Genomic DNA, 2,259 nt, shown 5'->3' with positions numbered 1-2,259 from the left:
GATTATGTGCCTGTTCAAGTTCGTTATTATTCATGCGTAACTATCTATTGAAAGAATAAGGGAAAACGTGCTATCAGCATTCTTCAAATTTGGGAAGGATTTAACCAAACGAACGATCGCCATAGCTGCGCTCTTCTTGAACTTGAGGAGTATTTTGAGCAACTTCTTGAGCCTGATTTTGTTTTAAGGTCTCTCGCAACTCATCTCTAAAATTTGCCACCACATCGGCATTGTCAGCCAATGCTTTGGCTGTGAACGTACCATCTTTGTCGTTTTTAAAGCCTTGAATTAAAGCTTGAAGTTTATCGGCTGGCCTGTCATTACCCTCAGAAAATTTGGAATGTTCTTGCTGACGGGTTGGAGCTGTGATTCTTTCGATATTTTCGTCCCGACGTTTTGCATCTGCCGGGTGACTAATTCCATATGCAGTATTCATACGGAAATTTTTTAAATCTTCCATATCAAGCTGACCATGCACTTTTACAGTTTTATTTCCAGGCAAAGTAACTCCATTGTCTTTTTCTGTTTGTGCAATAAACTTAACAAGAGCCTCATTAACTTTTGCACCATATTGATTGCCAATATCCGCAATAAAGACCTTTGCCTGCATACTGTTATTCAAAAATTCTCTATTTGCTTTATTTTTAACATTACTAATCTTTTCCTCGACCTTTAAAATTTTATCATCTAAATTTTCATTATAGTTTTCATTAATTAATTTTATTCCTGTCGGAGATGATAGCGCAGCATCCAATTTGGGCTTGATTTGCTTGTAGAATGCTTTATCTTCATCACTCATGCCCCGAGTTGCTATCTTTCCTTCCTTAGTCTTGACATCACTAAATGGTTTGTATATCCGATGAAGCTGCATCATATCAGATTCTGATAAAAAAGAATTTCCTGCATTATCTTTGGCATGATGAAGTATTTTTTCTAATAACTTTTGGCCATTTTTATTAGATCCCACATCAAATTGAATTCCACCAAAGCTTGGACCACTAGAACCATTTACAGCATTAGACATTTCATATGCACCATACCCCCCACGCAATTCATTTACCATCATAGCTTGATGTAGATAATATTTAAAACCATCTTTAGGAGTCAAATGATCGCCACCGGTAAAACGAAGGCTATGATTCGCTTTCTTTGCCATACTTTATTCCTTTCTTAAAACAAATTAGAAGCGCTCCAATGCTTTCAAATGAGCTTGCGATTGCTCAATTCGGCATTGAAGAATATACCAATCAGATGCAGATTTTAGATCTGTATTATTTGTAGGATCAGAACAAAGTTGTTCTCTATATGCATTCCATGTTTTACGTACTTTAATAAAATAAGAAGAAGGCAAAGCATGTAGAGCCATATCTTTTTGTTTTACTCGTCGGTATATCATCTTATATTTTTCATCAATTTTTTTTTCTAAACGGCTATCCCAAACATCCAAGCAATCATAACTAACATTTTCAATATTTTCTAACGCACTTTTAGGACAGACTTCTTTTTTATGCTCTATATTTTCCTGTGCAAAACATGAACCTGTCCCTAATAGGCAAATAGAAATAAATAATGCTTTTTTCATTTTAAATTCCTTAAATTTATAATAGATTACCCTATTTCATATAGCGATCTTGATCGAATTTATCATTCATAATATTTTACCTATTTTTAATAAAATGCCATTTACCATTACGCCAGCAATAATGATCCTGGGAATATTCCATTGAATTTTTCCGATAATCAACGTAAATACAGTTTTTTTCGCTAGCATGAATTTCGCCAAGCTGGGTAATATCTTCAGTTTCCTCAAATTGTTTAGTTTCAGGATTGAACATATAAAGTTCATTACCATTAATTGCTGACGCTGCAACAGGAAAACCCTTTAAAATAATATCAGGGTACCCATCATTATTTAAGTCTTGTATTTGAACCAAATGATCTGCAGTCAGAGGGGGATGTGACATACTTTCAATAATTTGAATTTTTTTAGTTTTTTTATTTGTAATGACAGCCTGATAATCCATATCAGAAAGTGGTTTTATCTTAATTTCAAAAGGAAAATTTGCTACTGGTGGATAAACACTTTCTTTTCCAACTACGTTTCCACTTTGCACAGCGCACGCAGTAGAAAATAAAGAAAGTGCAATGAAAGGAATTGTGAACAGTTTTTTATATTGCATTGTCCCTCCTAGAAAATATGAATTTTTTCAAATTACACCATAACCTTAAATTAAGGGGCTGACGTAGATTAGCCCTAAA

Annotated in this window: 3 protein-coding genes; all 3 read right to left on the bottom strand. The window is 34.1% G+C overall.

The window, feature by feature from the left end; all coding sequences use genetic code 11:
* Window positions 1-100: 100 nt before the first annotated feature.
* A complete protein-coding gene (locus HMPREF2661_RS09895; RefSeq protein ID WP_070823605.1) occupies window positions 101-1,156 on the bottom strand; it encodes a hypothetical protein in 1,056 nt (351 codons plus the stop codon).
* Between the two features lie 24 nt (window positions 1,157-1,180).
* The gene (locus HMPREF2661_RS09890) at window positions 1,181-1,582 is read right to left on the bottom strand and encodes a hypothetical protein (protein WP_070823603.1); all 402 of its coding nucleotides are present in this window, start codon (window positions 1,580-1,582) and stop codon (window positions 1,181-1,183) included.
* Window positions 1,583-1,658: 76 nt separating this feature from the next.
* A complete protein-coding gene (locus tag HMPREF2661_RS09885) occupies window positions 1,659-2,180 on the bottom strand; it encodes an XAC2610-related protein (RefSeq protein ID WP_070823601.1) in 522 nt (173 codons plus the stop codon).
* Between the last annotated feature and the right edge of the window lie 79 nt (window positions 2,181-2,259).

Source organism: Neisseria sp. HMSC061B04, from assembly GCF_001836705.1.
In the GTDB taxonomy this organism is placed as follows: domain Bacteria; phylum Pseudomonadota; class Gammaproteobacteria; order Burkholderiales; family Neisseriaceae; genus Neisseria.
Note: the sequence above shows the minus strand (reverse complement) of the source record. Positions and strands in the feature narration are given on the sequence as shown.